This window comes from Terriglobia bacterium (genome assembly GCA_020072815.1).
GTDB lineage: Bacteria > Acidobacteriota > Terriglobia > Terriglobales > Acidobacteriaceae > Angelobacter.
This window is the reverse complement of the sequence record JAIQGE010000026.1, coordinates 1-24765: the sequence shown is the minus strand read 5'-3', so window position 1 is coordinate 24765 and position 24765 is coordinate 1. Positions and strand designations below refer to the sequence as shown.

The 24765-nt window shown below is 58.9% G+C and carries 22 protein-coding genes and 1 other RNA gene; 12 read left to right on the top strand and 11 right to left on the bottom strand.

Annotated elements, in window-relative coordinates:
* Positions 1–19: 19 nt before the first annotated feature.
* On the bottom strand, positions 20–1456 hold the full coding sequence (locus LAO20_22650) for a trypsin-like peptidase domain-containing protein (protein ID MBZ5534235.1): 1437 nt from the start codon (positions 1454–1456) through the stop codon (positions 20–22).
* 534 nt (positions 1457–1990) lie between these two features.
* Between LAO20_22650 and ssrA the strand changes: the two genes are divergently transcribed.
* Positions 1991–2362, top strand: a transfer-messenger RNA (tmRNA) gene (gene ssrA / locus LAO20_22645).
* A 1293-nt stretch (positions 2363–3655) separates the two neighbouring features.
* Here the strand turns inward: ssrA and LAO20_22640 are convergent.
* Positions 3656–5014: an ATP-binding protein gene (locus LAO20_22640; protein MBZ5534234.1), complete on the bottom strand. Its 1359-nt coding sequence runs from the start codon at positions 5012–5014 to the stop codon at positions 3656–3658.
* Between the two features lie 189 nt (positions 5015–5203).
* Here LAO20_22640 and LAO20_22635 point away from each other — a divergent pair, with 189 nt between their 5' ends.
* Positions 5204–5944 carry a patatin-like phospholipase family protein gene (locus LAO20_22635; protein ID MBZ5534233.1) on the top strand — a complete coding sequence of 247 codons (741 nt, stop codon included), beginning with the start codon at positions 5204–5206 and terminating at the stop codon, positions 5942–5944.
* 116 nt (positions 5945–6060) lie between these two features.
* Here LAO20_22635 and LAO20_22630 read toward each other — a convergent pair whose 3' ends face one another.
* The 6 genes from LAO20_22630 to LAO20_22605 all read right to left on the bottom strand — a co-directional run bounded on the left by LAO20_22630 (position 6061) and on the right by LAO20_22605 (position 11851).
* Positions 6061–6726 (bottom strand): lactate utilization protein, encoded by a 666-nt coding sequence (locus LAO20_22630; GenBank protein ID MBZ5534232.1) that lies wholly within the window; start codon positions 6724–6726, stop codon positions 6061–6063.
* The gene (locus LAO20_22625; GenBank protein MBZ5534231.1) at positions 6710–8140 is read right to left on the bottom strand and encodes an iron-sulfur cluster-binding protein; all 1431 of its coding nucleotides are present in this window, start codon (positions 8138–8140) and stop codon (positions 6710–6712) included. The genes LAO20_22630 and LAO20_22625 overlap by 17 nt, the downstream gene beginning before the upstream one ends.
* A gap of 130 nt (positions 8141–8270) precedes the next feature.
* Entirely contained in the window at positions 8271–8999 is a 729-nt protein-coding gene (locus LAO20_22620; protein ID MBZ5534230.1) for a (Fe-S)-binding protein, read from the bottom strand.
* 188 nt (positions 9000–9187) lie between these two features.
* Positions 9188–10168 (bottom strand): amidohydrolase, encoded by a 981-nt coding sequence (locus LAO20_22615; GenBank protein MBZ5534229.1) that lies wholly within the window; start codon positions 10166–10168, stop codon positions 9188–9190.
* Positions 10155–11543, bottom strand: a complete 1389-nt coding sequence (locus LAO20_22610; protein ID MBZ5534228.1) for an amino acid permease — start codon at positions 11541–11543, stop codon at positions 10155–10157. The genes LAO20_22615 and LAO20_22610 overlap by 14 nt, the downstream gene beginning before the upstream one ends.
* 149 nt (positions 11544–11692) lie before the next feature.
* Positions 11693–11851, bottom strand: a complete 159-nt coding sequence (locus LAO20_22605) for a hypothetical protein (protein ID MBZ5534227.1) — start codon at positions 11849–11851, stop codon at positions 11693–11695.
* A gap of 286 nt (positions 11852–12137) precedes the next feature.
* On the opposite strand from LAO20_22605, the gene LAO20_22600 reads away from it, so the two are divergent.
* Positions 12138–12572, top strand: coding sequence for a recombinase family protein (locus LAO20_22600; GenBank protein ID MBZ5534226.1), 435 nt, complete (start codon positions 12138–12140; stop codon positions 12570–12572).
* A 30-nt stretch (positions 12573–12602) separates the two neighbouring features.
* On the opposite strand, the gene LAO20_22595 is transcribed toward LAO20_22600, so the two are convergent.
* Positions 12603–13256 carry a hypothetical protein gene (locus LAO20_22595; GenBank protein ID MBZ5534225.1) on the bottom strand — a complete coding sequence of 218 codons (654 nt, stop codon included), beginning with the start codon at positions 13254–13256 and terminating at the stop codon, positions 12603–12605.
* Positions 13257–13493: 237 nt separating this feature from the next.
* Here LAO20_22595 and LAO20_22590 point away from each other — a divergent pair, with 237 nt between their 5' ends.
* Positions 13494–13766 (top strand): DUF4242 domain-containing protein, encoded by a 273-nt coding sequence (locus LAO20_22590; GenBank protein MBZ5534224.1) that lies wholly within the window; start codon positions 13494–13496, stop codon positions 13764–13766.
* A gap of 8 nt (positions 13767–13774) precedes the next feature.
* Here LAO20_22590 and LAO20_22585 read toward each other — a convergent pair whose 3' ends face one another.
* Positions 13775–14143 (bottom strand): RidA family protein, encoded by a 369-nt coding sequence (locus LAO20_22585; protein MBZ5534223.1) that lies wholly within the window; start codon positions 14141–14143, stop codon positions 13775–13777.
* A gap of 83 nt (positions 14144–14226) precedes the next feature.
* Between LAO20_22585 and LAO20_22580 the strand changes: the two genes are divergently transcribed.
* The 6 genes from LAO20_22580 to arsB all read left to right on the top strand — a co-directional run bounded on the left by LAO20_22580 (position 14227) and on the right by arsB (position 18408).
* The gene (locus tag LAO20_22580; protein ID MBZ5534222.1) at positions 14227–14727 is read left to right on the top strand and encodes a cupin domain-containing protein; all 501 of its coding nucleotides are present in this window, start codon (positions 14227–14229) and stop codon (positions 14725–14727) included.
* Positions 14728–14751: 24 nt separating this feature from the next.
* Complete coding sequence (locus LAO20_22575) at positions 14752–15210, top strand: DUF4442 domain-containing protein (GenBank protein ID MBZ5534221.1); 459 nt, start codon at positions 14752–14754, stop codon at positions 15208–15210.
* Between the two features lie 356 nt (positions 15211–15566).
* On the top strand, positions 15567–15866 hold the full coding sequence (locus LAO20_22570) for a metalloregulator ArsR/SmtB family transcription factor (GenBank protein ID MBZ5534220.1): 300 nt from the start codon (positions 15567–15569) through the stop codon (positions 15864–15866).
* A gap of 12 nt (positions 15867–15878) precedes the next feature.
* Positions 15879–16724 carry an arsenite methyltransferase gene (locus LAO20_22565; protein MBZ5534219.1) on the top strand — a complete coding sequence of 282 codons (846 nt, stop codon included), beginning with the start codon at positions 15879–15881 and terminating at the stop codon, positions 16722–16724.
* Between the two features lie 36 nt (positions 16725–16760).
* Positions 16761–17252, top strand: coding sequence for an arsenate reductase ArsC (locus tag LAO20_22560; GenBank protein ID MBZ5534218.1), 492 nt, complete (start codon positions 16761–16763; stop codon positions 17250–17252).
* A 37-nt stretch (positions 17253–17289) separates the two neighbouring features.
* On the top strand, positions 17290–18408 hold the full coding sequence (gene arsB, locus LAO20_22555) for an ACR3 family arsenite efflux transporter (GenBank protein ID MBZ5534217.1): 1119 nt from the start codon (positions 17290–17292) through the stop codon (positions 18406–18408).
* Between the two features lie 78 nt (positions 18409–18486).
* Here arsB and LAO20_22550 read toward each other — a convergent pair whose 3' ends face one another.
* Complete coding sequence (locus LAO20_22550; protein ID MBZ5534216.1) at positions 18487–19542, bottom strand: leucine dehydrogenase; 1056 nt, start codon at positions 19540–19542, stop codon at positions 18487–18489.
* Between the two features lie 98 nt (positions 19543–19640).
* Here LAO20_22550 and LAO20_22545 point away from each other — a divergent pair, with 98 nt between their 5' ends.
* Positions 19641–22769: a hypothetical protein gene (locus LAO20_22545; protein MBZ5534215.1), complete on the top strand. Its 3129-nt coding sequence runs from the start codon at positions 19641–19643 to the stop codon at positions 22767–22769.
* 219 nt (positions 22770–22988) lie between these two features.
* Positions 22989–24146, top strand: a complete 1158-nt coding sequence (locus tag LAO20_22540) for an FAD-binding oxidoreductase (GenBank protein MBZ5534214.1) — start codon at positions 22989–22991, stop codon at positions 24144–24146.
* Positions 24147–24765 lie beyond the last annotated feature (619 nt).

Here is a 24765-nt window from a genome sequence, read left to right as displayed (position 1 = left end):
TCCGAACTCCCGTCGTGCTTTAGGCACTTGCTTTCATCGGCGGCTCAGGCTTCTTCATGACTGTGGGTCTTGCCGGGGGTCCTTTGCGCCGCCACAGGACGATGCCAACAATGATCGCGCCCATGAGCAGCAGCGCTCCTAGTCCGAGATATACATAAAGCACAGGCGAAGTAGTCGGGACGTCCTTGCCCGCCCCAACCGCTGCACGTGCCTCCGCGATGTACGACTGAACATAGGGGTATCCTGGATTCAGTTCGTTGATCTCGCGGAATTTGTCCAGAGCGGCCTTGTAGTGCTTCTGTTCAAACAGAACCAGGCCTTCGTTGTACAAGCCTGAGAGCCGGCTCTGCTGCGGCGTGACGTTGATCTCGTGCAGGTACTGCTTGATCACCGTTCCCGGCACCAGGAAGTTGACTCCGGGGATCTCCTTGCCGCTGCTCCAGTCAATGGCGCCGAAGGTGGCAATGCCGATCGCCTCGCCTTTGTCGTTGAAGGCGGGTCCGCCGCTGTTGCCGTGGTTGATGGTGGCGTCGGTCTGCAGCACATCCCAGCCGCCGGGCATGGTCTTGCGAGCGCTTACCAGGCCGGAAGTGAGAGTGGTCTCGGTCTGGCTCTCAGGCGCCAGAATCATCTGGATGCTTTCCATTTGGGGATAACCGATCACGAGAACCCGGTCTCCGGTCCTCATTGCCGTATCGTCTCCCAGGCTGACGGTGGGAAGGTCCTTACGGTCAATCTTGATGATGGCCACGTCTTTGCCCGGCGTGGGTTTACCCATGGTGCGGACGTCGGCCGTGAACTTTTGTGCCATCGTGGGAATCCCGGCGAGCTTGACGCCCATCATGGTGTCAACGGTCCGCTCGACTTTGTCGATGGTCATATAGTGCGAATACCATGTTGAGGCGCCTTCGATTGCCAGCTTCTCCATCTCCGGCGTGATCTTGCCTCCAAGCTCCTTCTGCATGTCTTCAATGTCCTTGGAGATGAAGGTGCGCAGGCCTTGTTGGGCGAGCATCCTCTTGAGCATCTCCTCTTCCTTGAAGACCACATGCGCGTTGGTCACGATGTATCCGTCAGGAGTGATGATGAACCCACTTCCCTGGGACCCGCTTCTGGCCGTTGTGCGCAGCATCTTGTTGCCGGGAACAACGTATTTCAGAGGATTGGTGAACAGTTCGACCCAGATAGCGTTGAGGATCGCTGCCTCATTGCGCGGCACTGTCCCCTGGTTAACAAGCTTAAGAACATATTGCTGCAGGGCCTCGATGCTTTTTTGTGGAAGCTCGGCATCCGGCACCGTGACGTCGGCTTGATACGTGGTGATGATGAGCACGGTACCCGGTTTATTGCGCTCGGCAATTTGTCGCGAAGTCAGCTCCTGCGCGGACAGAGTGACAGCCGCCAGAGCAAAGAGCGCGACGCCGAGGGTAATCAGTTTCATTTTGAATGAATTCATGGGGAGTTCCTTTCGTGATGATGGTTTCGGTCGTCCGAGAGTTCTATGGAAAAGAGGGGACCTGCTGGGCAGGGACGAAGCGAAACAACCACTCCGACATTGATAAAATTTCTGGACGCGAGGATCGGACACCGCATATACAGTCCCCCCAGCCGAATGCCCATCTCGTGTTAAGTATCTGTCTTGCAAGATGCTGGAGTCAGTGACCGCAATCACCAAGGGGACGTGAGAATCGGGTGATCGGGTGATCATCGCCGGCGCAGTGGGATGATGCAACGGGCGAGGTGTGGGCCAGCCGGCCAGGGGATTGCCAAAATCGCCGGAATTGCCAAAATTGACGATTGAAAGGCGCCATCCGCTTTGTCTCGCCCCATCATGCTTTTGCGCTGAGTCGTTCCGGTCGTCGCGATCATCTAATCATTGACGCGGCGGAGGTCCGTGTCTAAGGTAGTAGTAGATCTTTGACAAAGGACGGTCACAAGTCCTTTTCCGAACCGGCCCATGCCGCGCAACGGTGGCGATGGGCAGGTCAATGGGGGCGTCACGGCTTCGACGGAAATGCTTGCGGCCAAGAGGCATACCGGGGCGCATTCTCCCGTAAATGGTGCAAAAACGATAATTGCCAACTCTAACCAGTTTGCATACGCTGCTTAATTAAATAAGTAGCCGCTCTCCACAGCTTCGCCTATGGGCTGTGAAAGGGCGTCACACAGTAGGCTCATCTGTTGGCCCTACGTCCGGGGGCCTCCGGAAAAATTCACGGGCTAGCGATTTGCGTTTCTTGTCCGTTCTGAGCGCAAGCCGCGAATCTGGCGGGGTAACTCCCGTCGGGTGAACGGACTAAGTATGTAGGCTCTTGACCAGTAACATTTTCGGACGTGGGTTCAACTCCCACCGCCTCCACCATTCTTTTGGTCGCTTCGCGACAAACCGCTAGCGATTCCCGAAAACTCGCAGATGGTTCAGCGCCCGACACGACGGGCTCGGCCCATGTTTGGCCTCGCCCTTAATCTTCTAGTCTTGCCGCTTCGTCCTACGTTCTCTGCTTCGATTTTGGAGTCTTCTGTGCCTGATGCAGCGGGCTCGGCCGATCAGAGGCCTCGCCCTTAACCTGGGTGAAAGCCGTGTGGCACAGCCGCCCCCGGCTGTGTGTTCCCGATCCTCCGTGCTTCTCTGTGTCCTCTGCGGTTTGAGGTTTTCCCGATGTCGGCGGCCTCCCTGCGGCCCTTTGTGTTCCTTCGTGTCCTTCGTGGTTAAGGTCCTTCCGATTGACGACGATGACCAGCGGCTCGTTTGACCTGTTAACCATCTCGCCAATCACCATCCCTTCACCCCCCCCACCCCGGGGGCCTACCGACTGTTGCAAACACAGGGGTTATTCCATTCGACCCAACGGTCACCCAACTGTTATCTGACTAGTAATATCCACCGTTAACTCCATCACCCACAGGTACTTAACGCCACCAGGCGGTTTCTGACCAATTTTTCAAAGAGCCCCGAAAAAGCACCCGCCTGGGCGGTCCCGGTTTTGCTAAATACCAAATACTAAGTACTAAATACCTAGCTATTTTATCGTTATATATTCGTCTTAGCTATTGCGAAGAAGTTCATTCTCGCGCCCGCCTGTCAAGTGTCCTTTGGGACAAAAAGGTTCATCTCGGTCTGCACAAAGCCCCCTAGTCCAAGACGTGCCATCCCGAACCGCTGAGGCGAGCCTTGGTGAAGCCCCAGACGCGTGAGGGATCGGCTCCGCTCCAGCGTCGCGATAGCCCGCCACACCTGTCCAGCTTCCCTTCCCATCGCAGTTTTTCTTCTGAGCTGCTCTTCGTGTTCCTTCGTGTCCTTTGTGGTTAAGGTTTTCCGATGACGTTGCGATCACGCGCGATGTCGGCGATTCTGGAAGATTCGTATCAGGGCACGACCCAGCCCGTGCCTTCAGGCAGGGGTGAGCGAAGCGAAAAAGGGCCGACAAGCTTCGACGACAACAACTTCCACTCTGCCGAAGGCCCGCGCAGGCGCAGCCGGAGCGCAAAAATCAAATGCAAGGGTTAGTAATCAAATCACGTTGTGCCCAGAGGGCTTGATTACGCGTTGAGGAGAAGCGACGGCGCAGAAGAAGGACCGGTGAAAGTTGGCGAATCAGGCGAGAGAACGAAAAAGCGAAAAGGAAGGATGCGGCACCGGCCGGGCCTTGACTCCTCAATTGTCACGGACGAATTGTTTGAGTCCGCTCATAAAGTCACGATTATCGCTCTTGAGATGAAGCTTCCCAATCGGAACATCTTCTCTCGCTACCCGACTAATTCCCGTTTCCCGCCTAACCGGGTATGAAAAGCGACCTGCACCGTCATTTACCGCAACTGGCTTATAGGCTTGCGAAATCACGACAACCAAGCAAATCTTCTCTTGGTTTTTTTCTCCAACGGCAACTTGTCGAAACAAAGCGATCTCGTGATCGTAGTTGAGATGCGCCGCAATAACGTCTCGCGCAACTTTCAACCGATTTTCCAGCTCTTTTCCATCCCCTATCCCCACGATCTCTCGTTTGTCAGTGACGCCGACAACGAGAACTCCGCCAGACGTGTTCGCAAAACTTGCAACATCCTCCGCGAATATGACCCTCGCCTTACGTCGATCCTCCTCGTTTTTCACAGGATGCCAAACCGTGAGCGTTTCCTTGAAGTCCCATAGCTGCTGTTCGGCCGTTTTCGCCTTTGCCGCCTTTGGGATGAATTCCCGCCAGAACTTGTCGCTTTGAAACAGGTCCCGCTGGTCTTTCATCTTGTAAATATCAACAACAATGTTCCTCAGAGAATCCCTGGTTTCAGCGAAATACGTGGCGCAGTTGTCGTACACTTCGTACGCTGTTCTTCTGACCACCTGTCCCTCAGGAACCACAATCACGGCGTCGTCCGGCGTGTCTTCAGGGTCCATGCTCTCGTACATTTCGTAGCCCAACTCCCCCTCCACCTTGTCGTACACAAGCCATCCACTATGCCGAACGCCCAAAACTATTTCGGTGACCGCGCGTAGTTTGCTCAAGTCCGACCGGGCCGTTTCTTCATTGTCAACATTGAAATCGCGATCAGCCATCCGAGTAGATCCCCAGACACGGTACGTGAACAGTATGCGTGGGGCCATCGGATGGCGCTTCGCAAGCCACATCACGTAATCGTGTAATGCATCGATTTGATTCCGGTGCTGCTCCGCGAAATTTCGGAGGCTCAAGAGTAATTTCTGGTATGACTCTGGCTCGCTCGCTTTAAAGTTCGCAGAGGCGACTTTCAGAACCTGAGCCGCTTTCAGCGCCTCCTCCGATTTTGCAAGCAATTCATCGATATCAGGCTCTTTTTCGAAAATCCACCAGTGGATTTCATCCATTCCAATTTCTTTGCCGAATTCCGTGTCCTCATACCGACATCCAAATTCGAGTTCCACCTTGTCCCATCGTTCCCGCTCCATGGTCCTGGCAGCCTTCAGTACCGTCCAGTGGAGTTCACCAAGGGTCAGTGTGGTGTCCGAGAACAGGGCTTCGTGAATGTTGTCGTCAATTTCCATTCCCGTTCGTTGTCCTTCCAAATGTATCAAGAATGTGGTTAGCCGGGCGCCCCATCCTTTCGCGGAAGCTGGCAGCTGGTTTTTCAGCTTCGGCGAAAGAGTGGAATACAAGCATCCTACCAACTGCATGCGACGTGCTCTTCCTTGTGTAGCCGTCTTTATTCGCTCACCACTATAATTGACCTATCGATGCCGAACCTCGCCCACCTCCGTTCCCTGCGCGTCGGTCTGGCGCTCAGCGGAGGATCGGTCCGCGGCATCGCGCACATCGGAGTCATCAAAGCCCTGGCTGAGTTGGGCATACATCCCTGCGTGGTGACTGGAACCAGCGCCGGGAGCCTCGTCGGCGCGGGGATGGCTGCCGGGATGGGCTGGCAAGGGCTCACCGCCATGGCCCACGACGTCTTCTGGCCCAGCCTGTTGAACGGCCGAGGCATTGAAAGTTTCTGCCGGCAGCGCTTGCCGCTTGAATTTTCTGATCTCAGCCTGCCGTTTGCGGCCGTAGCTACTGCGACGGCTGACCAGCAACCGCGCGTGCTGCTTGCCGGCAACCTGGCGTCCGCGATCAACGCCAGTTGCGCTCTCGTTGGATTGCGCTGGCCGGTGCTGCGCGAAGGCGAAAAACTCAAAGACGGCGGAATCTCCTGCGTTCTTCCTACTGAAGCCTGCCGCAAACTGGGCGCGGAATTCGTGATCGCGTCCGACGTATGGGCCTGGAGCGCGTTCGCCCGCCAGCTTGGATTCAACTCCGCCCGCCGCGCCAATCAGTGGTTCTACCCGAATCACTATCTGCGATCGGTCCAGGCGGCTGACTTGGTCATCCAGCCTCGTGTTCCGCTGGCGGGATACGTGCCCGGCCGCCGCTCAACCGAACGGCTGATCAGCGCTGGGGAAATCGCCACACAGCAAGCTCTCAATTTAGCCGTTTGATCCCCACGCTTCGCCAAAACCGGGCAAAAGCGCAGGCCACCCCGTCCTGTTCTTCGTGTTCCTTCGTGTCCTTTGTGGTTAAGGGTTTTTCCGATCACGGCAATCAGGCGCTTCGCCTACCCGCCGCTCTGCAGAATCACCACCAGCCGCGTTGGCCCGTGGGCGCCCTGGACCAGGATCTTTTCGATGTCGGCGGTGCGGCTGGAGCCGCTGATCACGCAGGCGAAGGAGTTTTGGTCGAGCTTGTTTTGCTGCTTGGCGTTGCGCAGCGCGGTGAGCAGGTCAGGGACGATCTGGCCGGTGGTCGCGAACACGATATGCACCGGCGCCACCACGGACGCGCCGCGTCCGCCGCAGGCGGCCGTCACAAAGATGGATCCGGTCTGCGCAATCAGCGCGTCGGCCAGCGTGACGGTGGCTTGTGACGCCTCCGTGGGCCCGCCCTGGAATGACCAGCGCACCGGACGGTTGATGCGCGCCGCGTCCACCATGCGGCGAAGCACCGGAGCGTCCTGAACAAAGATTTCTCCCTGGGGAAGCGCCTGCACCACACGCGAAAGACATTGCACGCTGGCGGACGCGTCCGCCGCCGGGAAAACCTCCATCAGGTTGGCTTTGGCTTCCTGCTGGAAACGCTCCAGCGGCTTTTCCACCAGACGAAAGATCGGCGCGGCTTGCTCAAACGACGCCACCGCAGTCGCGGGCGCTGCCGGAGCGGCTTTCAGCCCGGCGCGAATGCGCTCGAGAATCAATTCGCGGCTGGGATTATTTGACATCGCCAAGGCCTTTCTTCCATCTTGCGCGGAAAGACTCTTTGGGCAACGGCACGCCGGCGCGGCTGTGGTTCCATGCGCGCATCGGGTCCAGCGCGGAGCCGCTCATGCCCATGCCGTAAATGGCGCGCAAGCTGGCGCGGGTGAACCATCCGCCCATGGCGTAGAGCGCCGGGCTGCGCATGGCCGCGCTCCACATGCGGAACTTGAGACGGTCGGTGAGTTTGCCCGTGCCGGCTTTGGTGAAGTCGCGGCGGTTGTGCAGCAGATGGTGGTGCAGATCAATCTTGACTGGACAGACACTGGTGCACGCGCCGCACAGCGACGACGCGAAAGAAAGATGCTTGAACTTTTCGCCTTCGAGTTGCGGCACCAGCACGCTGCCGATGGGTCCAGGATACGGCGTGCCGTAGCTGTGTCCGCCGATGTGGCGAAACACCGGGCAAATGTTCAGGCACGCGCCGCAGCGGATGCAATGCAGCACTTCGCGTTCTTCCGGATGCGCCAGCAGACTGCTGCGTCCGTTGTCCACCAGAACGACGTGGAATTCCGTGGGGCCGTCGGCTTCACCCGGACGCTTGGGCCCGCCGATCAGGCTGGCATACGTGGTGATCGGCTGACCGGTGCCCGACGTCGCCAGCACCGGCCACAGAGTCGCCAAGTCTTCCAGGCGCGGAATGACTTTTTCGATTCCCGTCACCGCCACGTGCAGGCGCGGGACTCCGGTGCTCAGTCGTCCATTGCCTTCGTTGGTGTTGACAGCGATGCAGCCGCTGTCGGCGACCAGGAAATTCGCGCCGGAAATGCCCATCTCGGCGGCGAAGAACGCTTTGCGTAGCTGGCGACGCGCCGCCGCCACCAGTTCCTGCGGATCGTTGGACAAATTCGGTTCGTTGAATTTGTCGCGAAAAAGATCGCCAATTTGCTTGCGGTCTAAATGCATGGCCGGCGTAACAATATGATACGGACCTTCATGCCGAAGCTGGACAATGTATTCACCCAGGTCAGTCTCCAACACCGTGCAGCCGACTTTCTCCAGCGCCGGCGCCAGGTGTATCTCTTCCGTGACCATGCTCTTGGACTTAACGACGGTTTTTACTTTGTGGCGCTGCGCAAGTTCGGTCACATATTGGCAGGCTTCTTCGCTGGTGGCGGCCCAGAAAACTTTGCCGCCGTGCTCGATCACCTTGGCTTCAAACTGGAGCAGGTACTTGTCCAGATTGTTGATGGCTTCGCGCTTGATCTCCTGGCAACGCGCGCGGGCAGCTTCCCAATCGGCAAAGCGGGCGCGGCCTTTCTGGTGCGCCACGTCATAGCTCTCCATGCCCTTGCGGATAATCTCGCGGTGGACCAGGTCAGCGGACTTCTCCGCCGCGTCGCGCAGGAATTTTTCCGCCAGGTTGGCAGGCGACGCGCCGCTCATGGTGCACACCCCTCGGAAAGAAGATTCGTATCAGGGCACGACTTCAGTCGTGCCGTTAAGGGCGCGAAAAATTCCTTCCCTACTGCCGTAGGCCGGAGCGCAGCGTTAGCGGAGCGACAAAAAGCCTTCATCATGTGCCCTCACTCGCCAAAATGCTGGCCAGATGAATGGCTTTCGCCTTGTCGTTGCGCTTTCCCAGAATCCCCTGGACGTGCATCAGACAACTGGGATCAATCGCGGTGACGAACTCGGCACCGGTGGCCGCGACGTTGTCGGCCTTGGAAACGCCCATCGCCGCGGAAATGCTTTCAAACTTGGTGGCAAACGTCCCGCCAAAGCCGCAGCATTCGTCGTGGCGCGCCATGTCTACCAGCTTCAGCCCAGCCACGCCGCGAAGAAGCTTGAGTGGTTCATCGCGCAGGTTCAGCTCGCGCAGTCCGTGGCAACTGGCGTGATAAGTAACGGTGTGAGGAAACTTGGCGCCAACGTCGGTCACACCGGCGACTTTGACCAGGAACTCAGAAAGCTCAAACGTGCGCTTGCCGATGGCCACGGCGTCAGACTTGTGCGAGCTTGCGGCAAGCAGCTCGGGATAGAACACCCGCACCATTGTCGTGCACGAACCCGACGGACACACGATGCACTCGGCGTCTTTGAACACGCGCAGGAAACGCTCGGCGCAGGGGCGCGCTTCATCCCAGTAGCCGGAATTGAAGCCGGGCTGTCCGCAGCAGGTTTGGTCCGGGGGAAAGCTGACTTCACAGCCGATACGGCGCAGCACTGTGACCGTGTCCACCGCAACTTCAGGCAGAAGCTGGTCAACAAAACACGGCACGAACAGTGAGACTTTACGGGCCATGAGGATTGAGCCGCGATTCTAGCATGGAAGACGCGGATTCACCACGGAGACACGGAGGCACGGAGAAAGGCCGGGGGCCGAGGATTGACGCAGATGAGCGCGGATCAGATTGCAGGAAGAGACCGCCAGGGAAGCTACACCAAGGCTTGCTGTTCTCCGTGCCTCCGTGTCTCCGTGGTGGATGTTCACTAAGTCCGCAGCAAGCTCTTCGCATTCCCTCCCAGTATCTTCTTTCTGTCTTCCTCCGGCACCTGCATGGCCTGCAAGCTCTCCAGCATTTTGGGAATGCTGCCGATGGCGTGCGGGTAGTCGCTGCCGGCCAGGATATGATCTGCGCCGGCGAAGCTGACCGCCAGCTCCAGCGCGCGCGGATCGAAGTTCACGGTGTCGAAATAGAACTGCTTGAGATACGACGAAGGCGGACGGGAAATGTTCTTGCGGCATTCGGCAAAGGCTTCATAGCCGCGGTCCAGACGTTCGGCAAGATACGGGATCGCACCGCCCAGGTGTCCGAGAACCCAGCGGATGCGGGGAAAGCGTTCCGGCACGCCGCTGAAGACCAGGCTGGCGGCGGCGAGCGTGGTGTCCATGAGGAAGCCGACCAGCGGCATGAGCCAGTAGTCGAGCATGGCTTCCACGCCGACGGGGTTGGTCGGATGAATATGGATGACAGCGCCCAGTTCGTTGGCCGTTTCCCACAGCTTCCAGAAGCGCTGGTCGCTCAGCGCCACGCCGTTGACGTTGCTGAAGACCATGGCGCCGGGAAATTTGAGTTGCCCCATGGCGCGGCGCAGCTCCGCCACTGACGCCGCGGGATTGCACAGAGGCAGAGTCGCCAGCGCGGCGAAGCGGCCATGTTTATCGGCGACGACGCGGGCAAAGCAGTCGTTGACCAGTGCAGCCAGTCGGACGGCGGTCGGCGGCTCTTCGATATGCGTTCCTGGCGTGGTGAGGGTGATGACCTGGGTATCAATTCCCTGCTCGCGCAACACTTCCTCGCGATAATCAATGTCGCGGTGGCCGCGGACGGCTACGTTGTAGTCGCCGGGATAGTGCAGGCAGGGGTTCTTTTCCTGGTCGTAAGTGATGCGGACGGCGCTTGGGCCCTGCTCCAGTGCCTTGATGTACTCGGGCGGATAGTAGTGGTTGTGGAAGTCAACGATTGGCATTCGTGCGGGCGTCCCGTGGGTTGTTTTGCAATAACGTCCAGACAAAGTACACGGGAAGTCCAGCGACAAGCAAGCCTAAACCGATGGCGCTGTCACGCGGGTTGGCGCGTACCTGGTTCAGCGCAATGGCCAGAGACGCCGCAATGAACACCAGCGGAACCAGAGGGTATCCGCGCACAAGGAACTGGGGATTGTATTGCGAATTTCTCCGAAGCACGAACAAACCACAGGCGAGAAGGGCGAAAAACAACCATTCCGTGTACACCACTCGGGTGAAAAGTTGGCGATAACTGTTGGTTCCCACCAGCACGCACGACCAGGCAGCCTGTGCGGCGATGGCCAGGTACGGCGTCTGCCTCTGTGGATGCACGGCCGCCATCCAGCGGAACGCGAGTCCGTCTTGGGCCATTGCGTAGTACACGCGCGGTCCGGCCAGGATGATACCGTTCAGCCCGCCCAGCGCCGAGATGACCACCAGCACGGCAATCGCGCCGCCCACGCCCGCGCCCAGAACTTTTTCCGTGGCGTCGGCGGCCACTCGCGACGAACGCGCCACGTCGCCCAGCGGCATTACGTAAACGTAAGCGGCATTGAGCAGGACGTAACACACAGTCACCACGGCGACGCCGGCCATCAAGGCACGGGGCAGCGTGCGTTCAGGATCACGCGTCTCACCCGCAGCGTAGGTCACCATGTGCCATCCGCCAAAGGCAAACAGCCCGGCGGCGATGGCCAGCGCATATGCCGAGAACGACACGGTGCTCAGTTCGCCCGCGGCGGAAGCAGCCGCTTGGGCCGAATTGTGCTGCGCCGAGCTTTCATCAGCCCAGCCTTCATGAGCCGAACTTTCATGAACCGAAGTTTGATGCGCAGGTCCCCCAAACCAGAACAGCAGCGCCACCAGGATCACGATCGCGCCGACCTTCACCGCCGTCAGCGCCACCTGCAATGCGCTTCCTGGCTTCACACCCAGGTAGTTGATGACGGACAACAACAGGATGGCCGCCATGGCTACGCCACGCGTGCCCCACTCGCTGAGCGGGAAAAAGTATCCAACGTAGCGCGCCAGCACCACGGCGATGGCGGCGATGATTCCCGAATGAATGCTCCAGAACATTCCCCATCCCCAAAGGAATCCCAGGGCCGGATGGAAGATGCGCCGCAGAAAGACGTACACGCCGCCGGTATCGGGAAATGCGGAACTCAGCTCGGCGCAGACGAGGGCCCCGCAAAACGTGAGAGCGCCAGCCGCCAGCCATACCAGCAGCAGTCCGCGCACGCTGGGCACCAGGCGAGTGATCTCAGAAGGCTGAATGAAGATGGACGCGCCCAGAATAATGCCTACCACCATGGCCGTGGCGTGGGCCAAACTCATAGATCTTCTCAGCGAAGGCTTGCTGGGTGAAGCCTGAGACGGTGGCGTGGTCATGCGAATCGAGGAGGTTTCTTGGCCAAGGATGAATGCTCGCGCGGATTCTACCACGCGCATCTAAGCACGGCCTCACGCGGACGTGTACGAGACTGTCAGCCCGCGGCGCGCCGCTTGAAGAATTGCACTTCGCGCTCGTGCTGCTTGGCCTGCTCCAGCGTCGGGAACGTGCCCAGATTGCGCCGCTTGCCGGTCTTGGGATTGATTTTCCGCGAATACAGCCGGTATTCGCCCGACTTGATCCTTCGTATCATGGGACTTTTTCGCTCCTGCTTCTTAGATGGTCTCTCGTCGCCAAAGTGTGGCGATTCGTCGCCCGCGCCGATGAAAACTGTCCGCTTTCGGACGCGAACGTCCCACAAACGCTCATCTCCACCGTTGCCAACTAATCATCGCGTTGTTCTATGTTGCTCTGCACCGCATACTTACGCTGGCGCGATCCTTGGCATGGAGCTTGCTCTGAACTGACCTGCGTACCACCCGGAAGCCGGTTTACATGGCCGGTCTCCGTCACTCCCATATATATAAGGACTCACAGCCATGGCAAAGATTGAACGGATTCGCGAAGTGGTAACAGGCTCTGTGGATTTGGACTACATGAAGCAGAAGTCAGAAGCCGGCTGGAAGCTGGTGGCCATCGAATGGCGGCGCGAGATCCCCGGTGAGAGTGAGCATCCGGTGATCGTGGAAGAAATCCCTTACGGACTGCGCGTGGCCTCTGACTGCAGCCGCCTGGAAGAAGATCCGCGGGAGCGCGACGTCCTGGTGCAGATGATGGAGCTGATCGTGCAGGACTATTCCATTACCTTGGTGGCCTCTGAGTTGAACAAGCGCGGCCTGCGCACCCGCAACGGCGGCACCTGGACTCCGGTTTCCGTCTTCAACATGCTTCCCCGCCTGATTGAAGTTGGCCCCAACATCTTTTCCAGCGACGACTGGGAGCAAAGGCGTGAACGGCTACTCAAGATGGTTTAGCTTTCCTCCGCCGCGAGACCGGCGAGCGGACTACAGCTTCTTTCTCACACGAGCATCCATATCCTGTGCTAGTGACTGAAGTTCCTTATTGATATTTGCAGGTCCATCCGCTCGTTCAAGTTCGCTGCTAGCAATGGGCTTTATGCCAAAAGGCTTTGCAGCATCATTTAGCTTAGCGAGCGTCCTTAAAGCGTCGTCGCGAACAAACTGCTTTCGCTGGCACATCCAAAAAGTCGCCATTACCATCACGCCCAGCTTATAGGCTTGGCGACTTTGCTCCCCGTGCTTAGAGCCTATCTTGTCGAAAAAAAAATCAGCGGCAGGACTGTTTCCGTAATCACCGTCCGAAGCCTTGAAGTCTAAGCTGTGCGCATCGACGACGATTTCAAGATCCTTGAGATTGCTGTCCAGTTCCGCCCACTTCTGTTTCATCAACTCTTGAATGTCTTCCGGATCAGGGCCGTGAGACTTGCCCCTTTCAAATTCGTAGAAGCTTATCCACGGAACTACGTACCCCACTCGATATGACGATTTGTTAATGGAATCGTCAACGTGGAGAAAGCGACGGAACTCTGGAGAAAGAAGTCCCACAATGATGCCAACGATAGCGACTACGATACCGGCTACAGCAAGTACATTGCCGAACACCGATCCTTTTTCGCGAGACGAGTTTCTCAGTACCATACGTTTGCGCTCCAACATCGGAGTGCCCTCCCTGGCGCGGACCAAGAGGGCAGAGACAAGCCTGAATATTTGGCGACGAGTCTACCGAACACGCGAAACGAAGGCAACTAGAATCAAACAAATCAGCGTTGCATCGTGCATGCGCAAGAGGCGCGCATTCGCAAAATCCGCTTGGCTCCCGCCCATGATGTGCTACCTTGATAGCCGTCGCAAATGACCATCCCTCAGGAGGCAAGCGTGCCTAAATATGTCATCGAACGGGAAATCCCCGGCGCCGGCAATTTGACGCCGGCAGAACTGCAAGCCATCTCGCAGAAGTCGTGCGGAGTGCTCAAGAACATGGGTCCGCAGATCCAGTGGGTGGAAAGCTTTGTGACGCAGGACAAGATCTACTGCGTGTACATCGCTCCGGATGAGAAATCCGTCCGCGAGCACGCCCGGCTGGGTGGATTCCCTGCCAACAAAGTGTCCGAGGTACGAACCATCATTGACCCAACCACGGCGGAATAGCCAAGGCGTCAGCTTTTCACGGCAATTCCCTGCACTTCAAATCTCGCGTCGAACAGCAGCGGGCCGGACCCCAGAAAGGCCCTCGCTGGATACTCACCATCCTTGAAATACGTCCGGTAGATGGTATTGAACTCGCCGAACAGGCTCACGTCCGGACAGAAGATCTGCATAAAAACCAGATCGCTCATCTGCAGCCCGGCGGTTTCCAGCGTTTTCTTGAATGCGTCCATCACCGCTGTGGCTTCTTCTTCGGCCGTTGCCGGCAGCTCGCCGGTGTGGGGATCAAAGCCGATGTGGCCGCTGAGATACAGCGTGTCGCCGGCCCACACGGCGTCACTGAAAGGCAGGTTGGCTTTCTCGGTCCCCGCGCTTCTGATTCGTTGGTGTGCGATGGTCCACCTCCAGGTAAGCAATCAAGTGTACAATCTCGCCCGGTGATGCTTCACCTTCAGGAGAGACCATGCGTAAATCTTCAGCAGCCCTCTTGTTGTTGCTCGCCCTTGTCGTAGTCCTGGTCGCTGTGCAAGCTCCCTCCGCTCAGGCCCCGCCGGCACAGGCTTCTGCGCCCAGCGTCACGGTTGTTACGCCGGACAAAATCGCCTGGAAGCCGGTCCCTGCGGGCTTGCCACCCGGTGCGATGATTGCCGTCCTGTCTGGCGACCCAACCAGCGACGGTCCGTTTGTGCTGCGCCTGAAAATGCCTGACGGCTACAAGATCGCTCCGCACCGCCATCCGGTCACTGAGACCACCACAGTGCTGAGCGGAGAGCTACGCATCGGCTCCGGCGACACCTGGGATGACAGCAAACTGCAGAACCTGCCGCCGGGATCCATGGTGTCCGTCCCGCCTGGACAGAGCCACTTTGCCACCGCCCACGGAGAGACGGTGATTCAGACGCAGGGGCTGGGACCGTTCAAGCGCGCCTACGTCAACGCGGCCGACGATCCTGCAAAGAAATAGCTGAGGGCTTCTGCGGAAGCAATCATGGCGATGACCGCAAAGAAACTCCATCGCAGGCTGAGGTTCTATCCGCCCTACCTCGGCGCCGGCGTGCGCGTGACTGAGATTGCCGACGACTTCACCACCATCCGCGTGGAAATGCCGCTGCGCTTTTACAACCGCAACTACGTAGGCACGCACTTTGGCGGGTCGCTCTACTCCATGTGCGACCCCTTTTACATGCTCATGCTGATCAACATTCTCGGCCCGGACTACATCGTATGGGACAAGGCCGCCACCATCCGCTTCAAAAAGCCGGGCAAGGGCGTGGTCAAAGCCGTGTTCCATGTCTCCGCGGAGAGAGTCGCTGAGATCAAGGCCGCCGCCGACGCCCAAGGCAAGACCGAACCGCAGTTCCAGGTGAACGTCATGGACAGCGACGGCAACGTGGTTGCCGAAATTGACAAGCTGCTCTACGTGCGCAAGAAGCCGCCCGCTGGGTGACACCCACTTCGCGCAGCAAAGGCCGATGTTGCTCTCGACGAACCAAAGGTAAGTCTCTTCAAAACCTTGACCGGCCTTTAAACGATATCACCCGAGGAATGTCGTCCTGAGCGAAGCGACGCTGCGCAGCATGGCGTCGCGCAGTCGAAGGATCCCGAGAATCTGTCACCTACCATGCCGTGTCAGGGCGTTCTCACGACGGGCCCCTGCCTGTGACGCAAATAAAGCCAACCACGTCTTTGGATTTCCCAACCGCAAATTCCCCTTGCCTTATTCTATATTTCTATGATAATAGAATTATAGAAGGAGTTGCCGTGGCCAAACCCAACCCTGACGACGTCGCCCGTTACGCGGACATGTTTTCCGCCATGGGAACGGAACCTCGCCTGCGCATTGTGCGCCTGCTGCTCTCCGCCCACCCGGATGGCATGGTGGTCAATGAGATCGGCGAGGAACTGGAAATTCCCGCCTCCACTCTGTCGCACCATCTGGACAAGCTGAAGAACGAGGATCTGGTCGCGGTCCAGCGCGAAGGCACGTTCTTGCGCTACACCGCCAACTGTGCGGCGCTGCAGGAACTGCTGGGGTTCCTTTACGCCGAGTGCTGCACCCGCAACAAAGCCGTTGAGCCGCAGAAGATCGTCTGCTGCCGATAAAGGAGTTGAATCATGAGTGAAACCAACATCAAAGAAGTGGTCAAAGAGAAGTACGGAGAAGCGGCCCGGCGGGTGATTGCCGGAGCGGGAAATTCCTGCTGTGGCGGCGCCGCAAGTTGTGGAGATGTTGATCCCATCACCCGCGATTTGTATGACGCCTCGCAGACCAGCGTCCTGCCCGAACAAGCCGTCAAGGCGTCGCTGGGTTGCGGCAATCCCACCGCCCTCGCTGAGTTGCGTCCCGGCGAGACTGTGCTGGATCTCGGCTCCGGCGGCGGCATTGACGTTCTGCTGTCCGCGCGGCGCGTGGGCCCCACCGGCAAAGCCTACGGCCTGGACATGACCGACGACATGCTGGCCCTGGCGCGCGAAAACCAGAAGAACTCTGGCGTCACCAACGTTGAGTTTCTCAAAGGCGAAATCGAACATATTCCCCTGCCTGACAACTCCGTGGACGTAATCATCTCCAACTGCGTGATCAATCTCTCAGCCGACAAAGACCGCGTCCTGCGCGAAGCCTTCCGCGTGCTCAAACCCGGCGGACGTTTTGCCGTGTCTGATGTGGTGGTCCGCGGCGAGATGCCCGACCAAGTCCGCAAGAGCGTGCTGCTGTGGGTGGGCTGCGTCGCTGGTGCGCTATCGGAGCATGAATACACATCCAAGCTGGCGCGCGCAGGTTTTGAATCCGTTGAGATCGAGCCCACTCGGATTTATCGCGTGGAAGACGCCCGCAATTTCCTCGCCGACAAAGGCCTGGACGTGGACGCCATCGCACAACAAGCCGACGGCAAGTTCATGAGCGCTTTTGTACGCGCTAAAAAGCCGGCCGCCTGCTGTGCTCCCGGCTGCTGTAGCTAGTCGCACTCAACTTTTGCCGCGGAGAACGAGAGCCAAATGACGAAGCGCTACAACGTGCTGTTTCTCTGCACCGGAAACTCGGCCCGCTCGGTCATGGCGGAGGCCATTCTCCGGCAGAAGGGTTTTCCCAACTTTGCTTCTTACAGCGCCGGCAGCCATCCCTCGGGGAGCGTCCGGCCAGAAGCTATCGCGCAATTGCAGTCGGCGCGTCTGCCTGTGGAAGGTCTGCGCAGTAAGAGTTGGGACGAATTCGCCCAGCCCGATGCTCCGCGCATGGATTTTGTCTTCACCGTGTGCGACAACGCCGCCCATGAAGTCTGCCCCATTTGGCCTGGCCAGCCCATGACCGCCCACTGGGGCGTACCGGATCCCGCTGCTGTTCAAGGGACGCCGGAAGAAGTCTCACGCGCCTTCCGCGACGCGTACATCATGCTCGACCGCCGCATCAGCCTGTTCCTCGCCTTGCCTATGGAGAAACTGGGCAATATGGCGATCCAGAGCGAACTCCGGCGGATCGGAACTGAATGAGTATCCTTTCGCATTGGGCTGAAGGAAGGAACACAAGATGAAGCCAGACGTCCCAATCACCGCGAATCTTGTTCCCTGCGCACCTCGCCCCCGTCGCAAGCTTGGCTTCCTGGACCGCTATCTAACGCTCTGGATTTTTCTCGCCATGAGTTTGGGAGTGGCGCTTGGGCACTACCTGCCCGGCACCACGGCATTCCTTGGACGGTTTCAGTCTGGGACCACAAACATTCCCATCGCCCTGGGCCTGATCTTGATGATGTATCCGCCGCTGGCCAAAGTGCAGTACGAGAAACTCGGCAGAGTGTTTCGCAACCGCAGGGTTCTGGGTTTGTCCCTGCTGCAAAACTGGGTAATTGGGCCGGCGCTGATGTTCGCGCTCGCGGTAATTTTCCTGCGCGGCTATCCCGCCTATATGACTGGACTCATCTTGATCGGGCTGGCACGCTGCATTGCCATGGTGATTGTCTGGAATGAATTGGCCGCCGGCGACTCTGATTACGCCGCGGGCCTGGTGGCCTTCAACAGCGTCTTTCAAGTGCTTTTTTACAGCGTTTATGCTTGGCTGTTCATAACCGTTCTTCCTCCCCTGTTCGGCTTGAAGGGATCTGTGGTGCAAGTGAGCATCAGCCAGATCGCCAAAAGCGTATTCATTTATCTTGGTATCCCATTTCTGGCCGGCATGGCAACGCGTTTTGTCCTGTTGAAGATCAAGGGCCGGAATTGGTATCAAACCCGCTTCATCCCTTTCATCAGCCCGCTGACGCTCATCGCCCTGCTGTTCACCATCGTCGTGATGTTCAGCCTCAAGGGAAACCTGATCGTGCAGCTTCCGTTTGACGTGCTACGCATCGCCGTGCCGCTGCTCATTTATTTTGTGGTGATGTTCGCCGTCAGCTTCTGGATGGGACGCAGTGTCGGCGCCGACTACAGCCAGACCACCACCCTTGCGTTCACGGCTGCCAGCAACAATTTTGAGTTGGCCATCGCCGTCGCGGTGGCGGTTTTTGGAATGAATTCCGGCGCAGCGTTTGCCGCGGTGATTGGCCCGCTGGTCGAAGTGCCGGTGATGGTCGCTCTGGTGAACGTTGCCCTGCGGCTTCAGCGCCGCTATTTTCTTCTGACCCCCGCGGGAGTCAGCGCGCGACCGACTGGATAAGGGCCGTCTTGGGGCCGGCGCGAAGATCGTTGCTCCATCCATAGGACCTGCCTTATGCCCTGGAGCATTGCTAATCCCTTAGTGCGCGACGGGGCTCGAGATCTGCTGTTCGGCCAGCAGGTCCGCCGCCTTGGACGTTGCTACGCTCGCCTGCTCGGCGGCCCTGAAGATTTTCAGCAGAGTCTCATAGATCGCATCAATCTTGGCCAGTGTGCGCGGCTCGTCCCAGCCCAGCATCTCCCGGCAGCAGCCGTGGATCACCCCACCGGCGTTGGCGGCGTAGTCCGGGGCGTAAACAATGCCGCGCTGCAGAAGCTCGTCGCCATGGCGAGGCTCTAGTAACTGGTTGTTGGCTCCGCCCACTACCATTTCCGCGCGAAGCTGCGGAATAGTCTGGTCATTCAGGATTCCGCCCAGCGCGCAAGGCGCGAAAATATCGGCAGGTGCGGACAGGATAGTTTCAGGCGCGACGCTTGCCGCTCCGAACTCGCTCACCACGCGCTGCACTTTATCCGGATCAACGTCAGCGACCACCAATTTCGCTCCGGCCCGCGCGAGCTCGCCCGCAAGGTAATGGCCCACGTGTCCGCAGCCCTGGATCGCGATCGTCTTTCCTGCAAGGTCGTCGCTTCCCCACCGATGTTTCGCCGCGGCTTGCATCGCTCGAAAAACTCCGCGCGCCGTGTGCGGTGACGGGTCGCCCGAACGTCCCTGCAGTCCAGCAACGAAAGTTGTCTCTTGCAAAATGAATTCCATGTCGGCGGGGCTGGTGCCAACATCTTCTGCCGTAACATATTTGCCGCCCAGCGAGTTCACCAGCCGTCCGTGCGCGCGAAAAAGTTTCTCCCGGTCCTGGTTTCCTTGGTCCAATGTCTGCGTGCTCTTCAGGATGATGGATTTCCCGCCGCCGCAGGGCAGTCCGGCAAGAGCGTTCTTGTAAGTCATGCCGCGGGCGAGACGCAGACCATCTTCCAACGCCTCGCCTTCATTCGCATACGTCCAAAAGCGCGTGCCTCCCACGGCCGGCCCCCGCGCCGTGCTGTGGACGAAGACAATTCCGTGGTAACCCGCGGCGGCGTCAATGCCGCGAACAATTCGTTCGTAGCCGGGAGTGGAGATTTCCGTGATCTGCATAAAGTCCCTTTTACAACGGTGCGGAGTGAGTACCCCTGAATTTACCAGATGAAACTCCCAGGAGCTGTGCCTTTCAGCTCATTTACAATGCTCTGCTTATGAGATCTTTGTCCTCTTCGTTCCGGCGTTTGTTCCTGATTGCCCAATTGCTCGTCACACTTATTCCGCTGTCGGCGACCGCGCAACCGGTTGATCCCAGCCTGTACAGCGGGCTGCGCTGGCGCATGATCGGCCCCTTCCGCGGCGGACGCAGTATTGCCGTCAGCGGAGTGGAAGGCCAGCCCAACCTGTTCTACTTCGGCGCCGTGGGCGGCGGCGTCTGGAAGAGCGCCAACGCCGGCGAAACCTGGGAGCCAATCTTTGACGGCCAGCCCATCGGCTCCATTGGCGCGTTGGCCGTGTCCCAGTCCAGTCCCAACATTATTTATGTAGGCACCGGCGAAGCTGACTTCCGTTCCAACATCACTTACGGCAACGGCGTGTACAAATCCACCGACGGCGGCAAAACCTGGAACAACATTGGACTCCGCGCCTCGCAGCACGTTAGCCGCATCGTGGTGGACCCGCACAATCCGCAGATCGTGCTGGTCGCGGCCATGGGCAGCGCGTACGGTCCAGGTGAAGAACGCGGCGTGTTTCGCTCCACTGACGGCGGCGCGACATGGAAGAAAGTCCTGTACAAGGACGCTGACACCGGCGCGATTGACGTCCAATTCGACCCCGACAACTCCCAGACGGCTTACGCTTCTCTGGTGTACGACCGTCGTCCGCCGTGGAGCACCTACGCTCCCACCACCAAAGGCGGGACGATCTACAAGTCATCTGACGGCGGCGCGACCTGGCAACCGATCACCGGTGGCGGGCTTCCCGCAGGAGAAGTTGGACGAATCGGACTCGCCGTCGCGCGCGGCACCGGCGGCAAGCGCGTCTATGCACTGATTGACGTTCAGGGAAATGGCCCGCAGGAAACCAAAGCCCGCGGGCTCTATCGCTCAGACGATGCCGGCCAGACCTGGACTCAAGTCAGCTCTGACCCTCGCATTGACAGCCGCGGTTGGTACTTCGGTGAAGTGGTGGTGGACCCAACAAATCCAGACGTGGTCTATTGCCCCAACGTCTCCATTTACCGCTCCACTGACGGCGGCAAACATTTTGAAGCCATCAAGGGCGCTCCCGGCGGTGACGACTACCACGCGCTGTGGGTTGATCCGGTCAGTCCAGGCCGAATGATCTTTGGCAGCGACCAGGGCGTGGGCGTGAGCGTGGACGAGGGCAAAACCTGGAGCAGTTGGTACAACCAGCCCACCGCGCAGTTCTATCACGTGGCCGTGGACAACCAGTTCCCTTACCACGTCTACGGCGCGCAGCAGGATTCCGGCAGCGTGGACACCACTAGCCGCGGCAATGACGGGTCCATTACATTCCGCGACTGGCACCCGACGGCCGCGGGCGAGAGCGGCTACATCGCGCCCGATCCCACGGACGCCAACATACTTTACGGCGGCAGCACCTACGGCGAACTGTTTCGCTATGACAAGCGCACCGGCCAGACCCAGGTGATCGCGCCGGAAGCGGTGCGCACCTTCGGCGATCCCACCAAAGCTGAATTCCGTTTCAGTTGGACGTCACCGCTGGTGTTTTCGCCGCAGGATGCGCACACTTTGTACTTTGGTTCGCAATACGTGTTGCGCACCCGCGACCAAGGCAATAGCTGGGAGAAAATCAGTCCGGACCTGACGGGGACTGATCCGCAGGCTTCGCGCGAGGGCCCCGTCACTACAGAGAACGCGATGCAACGCGGCTACGGCGTGGTGTACACCATTGCGCCTTCGCCGATTCAAGCTGGGTTGACCTGGGCGGGAACGGACACTGGGCTAGTGCACGTTACTCGAGATGGCGGCAAGACTTGGAACAACGTCAGTCCAACTCTTTCTACCTACAGCAAAGTAAGCATCATTGACGCCAGCCATTTTGATGAAGGCACAGCCTACGCCGCAGTGGACCGCCACCGGCTCAACGACATCGCACCATACATCTATCGCACGCACGATTTCGGCAAGACATGGACGCGCATCAACTCGGGCCTTCCCGATGGCGCGTACGTCCGCGCTGTCCGCGAAGATCCCGTCCGCAAAGGCCTGCTCTACGCCGGCACAGAACTCGGCGTATTCTTCTCTCTTGACGACGGCGACCACTGGCAGCCGCTGCAACTCAACCTGCCCGTCTCGCCGGTGCACGACCTGGTGGTGAAAGACAACGACCTGGTCATAGCCACCCATGGACGGTCTTTCTGGATACTCGACGACATTTCCCCGTTGCGGCAGATCAACGCCAATGTCACCAGCGCAGCCGCCTATCTCTTCAAGCCAGCCACGGCGATGCGCATACGCGCCAACACCAACCATGACACGCCGCTGTCGCCGGAAGTGCCCGCGGGAGAGAATCCTCCGGCCGGAGCTGTCTTCTACTATTACTTGAAGTTTCCAGCGCAAGGTGAAGTTAAATTTGAGATTCTTGACGGACGCGGCCTACTCGTCCGCAGCCATTCCAGCTCCGATAAGCCGTGGTCGGCGTCTGCACCGCCGGCCTTCCCGAACTATTGGTTCCGCCCCACGGAACAAGTCTCTGCGCAGCCGGGCATGCATCGCTTTGTCTGGGACCTGCGCTGCACGCCTCCGCCAGATCCAGGCGCCTGGGCGGGAGGCAATATCGAATACAGCATGTCCACGGCGTTCGGCCAGAACGTGCCACACGAGCCGCAGGGGCCGTACGCTCTTCCCGGCGACTACCAGGTCCGCATCACCGTGGACGGCAAGAGCTACACGCAGCCGTTCAAGTTGACGATGGATCCGCGCGTCGCATCTTCCAGGGCGGATCTGGAGAAGCAATTTGCGCTGCAATCGCGTCTCAACCAGGGTCTGACCTCGGCGATTCGCAGTCTGAATGAAATCCACGCGTGGTATGACTCGAGTTCCAGTGATGAAGATCGCGCCAAAAAGGCCGAGGCCCTGGCCGAGATTGAATCGCTGAACCAGCGCCCTCGCCGCCGAGGCGGCAACACAGCAACCCTGAGCGGCATTGCCGGCGCCCTGGGCCAAATCGCTGTTGCTGTAGACAGCGCAGACGCCGCGCCCACGGCAACCCAGACCGCCGCAGCGGAGAAAGCCCTGACAGAATTGAAAGCGTTGCTCGACAAGTGGGAAGCCATCAAGCCCAAGTCGAAGTAGAACGCGCCATAAGCGGTTTGGCCGACTTGCGCGCCAAACCGCGCTGCAACAAGTGCTAGAAGGTCTCTGCCATGAGCCAGGCTCGCTGGCGGTTTGGAGCGCAGCGACAAGAACAATGGACAGGCCGACTTGCGTGCCAAACCGCGCTGTTACGGGTGCTGAAAACTTCAACCACTGGCCAAGCACGATTGGCGGTTTGGAGCGAAGCGACAAAAATAGATGAAGCCAGACGTGGTCATCATCGGCGGAGGGATCGTAGGCTCCAGCATTGCCTGGCACCTGGCCGATGCCGGCTGCACGAACGTGCTGGTTGTCGAACGCGAGAGCTCGCAGGGCAAAGGGTCCACGGGCAAGAGTATGGGCGGCGTGCGCGCGCAGTTTTCCACCCCGGTGAACATTCAGATGTCGCTGTACTCGATTCCCTTCTACGCGGCATTCGACCAAACTCTGGGCCATCCCGCGGGCTACCGGCCGCAAGGCTATTTGTTCGCCGCCACCAAGCAAGCCCATCTCGACTACCTGCGCGCCAACTTTGAGCGGCAGACGGCGCTCGGATTGAAGACCGCGCGGCTGCTCTCGGCGGCAGACATCCGTGCCATGCTGCCGCTGATTCGCTCTGACGACATACTGGGCGGCAGCTTCTGCTCTACCGACGGCTTTGTTGATCCCTACAGCGTGATGAACGGCTTCATGGCTTCCGCCGTCGAAAAAGGCGTGACCCTGTGGAAAAAGACCGAGGTAACGGGAATTTCCATAGACCAGAAAGGCATCTCCGGCGTGGAGACCAGCCGGGGCACCGTGGCCACGCGAACCGTGGTCAACGCCGCCGGGGCCTGGGCCGCGCAGATCGCCAAATTCGCCGGGATTGAGCTTCCGGTGGAACCGCTCCGCCGCATGCTCGTCCCTTCAGAGCCCTTTGAGGACTTTCCCCAATCGGCGCCGATGATTATCGACATGTCCAATGGCTTTCACTTCCGGCCGGAGGGACGGGGATTCCTGATGGCGTGGAACGACCCGGAGGAGACTCCCGGCTACAAAACCGACTTCGAGCCGTCCTTTGTGGAAAAAGTGCTGGTGTTGGCCGCCAACCGGGTCCCGGTCTTTGAGAACCTCCCGGTCAACCCCAAAAAAACCTGGGCGGGGCTGTATGAGATGTCCCCGGACCACCATGCCATCCTGGGGCCGGTTGAGGCCGTCCCCGGGCTGTTCCTGGCCAACGGCTTCAGCGGACACGGGGTCATGCACTCGCCGGCCACCGGTAAGATATTGAGCGACTTGATCTTACGCGGAAGAACCGAGATCGTAAGTGATTCCTCAGTTCTGGCCTATGAGCGCTTCGCCCGGGGCGCTCTGCTCCACGAAACGGCCGTCCTTTAGCCCGGTCAGAAAAAAACAAGAAAATCTTCGGATGGCCTATATTTCAAGCCGTCTTTCCGACTCTACTGCTACAGAAGCAGGCTCATCCGTCGACTGCTATTAAGGGCCAGAGACCCGGAAGCTCTGGCCCTTAACTATTTGTCCTGTCGCTGCGCTCCAGACCGCCGTAGAGATTCCCACATGCACAAACCACTCTGCGCCTGTAGCAACGGGCTCGACGCGTGGTCGGCCTCGCCCTTGACTCTCAGATTTTGTCGCTTCGCTCCACCCCGCCTAAGTTATTTCGCCCAAGCCCAGATTTTTCTGCTCCTCCTATATTTCCGGTGGCGTTTCCGACTCTACTACTACAGAAGCAGGCTCATCCGTCGACTGCTATTGAGGGCCAGAGACCCGGAAGCTCTGGCCCTTGACTATTTCTAGGAGCTTTTTGCTCGCTTCTGAGAGGCCCAGCCTGCCACGGCCTCCGCCACCCATAAAACGACTAGTCGAGGCGCAGCGGCTATGCCACGCCTCGACTCGACTCGGTTTGGGATCAGTGCGTCTACCTTGGTTCCGAGGAAGCTCTTGGGGGCAAATCCTTCTTTAAGGCTTCTCTACCGCCACCTGCTGCAGCGGAAGT